Below are 507 nucleotides of genomic sequence, written 5' to 3' on the forward strand. Positions count from 1 at the left end.
CCGCGCTCGGCCCGGTGGTCGCTGCGGGCGCCGCCGCCGGGCCGGACGCCGTCGAGGAACCGGCTGGGCCGGCGGTTGCCGCGGCCGCCGGGCTGGCGGGCCAGCGACCACGACACCGACAGGTGCTCGCGAGCGCGGGTGACCCCGACGTAGAGCAGCCGGCGCTCCTCCTCGATCTGCGCCGGTGTCTCGGCGTAGCTCAACGGCAGCGTGCCCTCGTGGCACCCGACGACGAACACGGCGTCCCACTCCAGGCCCTTGGCGGAGTGCAGCGACGCGAGCGTGACGCCGTCGGCGACCGGAGCGTGCTGGGCCGCGGCCCGGGCCTCGAGCTCGTCGACGACGTCGGCCAGCCCCGCGCCCGGCTTGGCCGCGACGACCTCCTCGGCCAGCGACACCAGTGCCGCCAGCGACTCCCAGCGCTCGCGGGCCGCGCCGCCGCCGGCGGGCGGCGTGGGCGACCAGCCCGCCGAGGAGAGGACGGCGGCCGTGGCCGCCGCGGCGTCG

1 protein-coding gene is annotated in these 507 nt (G+C 79.3%); it reads right to left on the bottom strand.

What is annotated here, in order from left to right:
• A partial coding sequence (locus DY240_RS22380) for a 3'-5' exonuclease (RefSeq protein ID WP_147375440.1) occupies nucleotides 1-507 on the bottom strand: 507 nt, incomplete at both ends.

The organism is Jiangella rhizosphaerae, from assembly GCF_003579925.1.
GTDB lineage: Bacteria > Actinomycetota > Actinomycetes > Jiangellales > Jiangellaceae > Jiangella > Jiangella rhizosphaerae.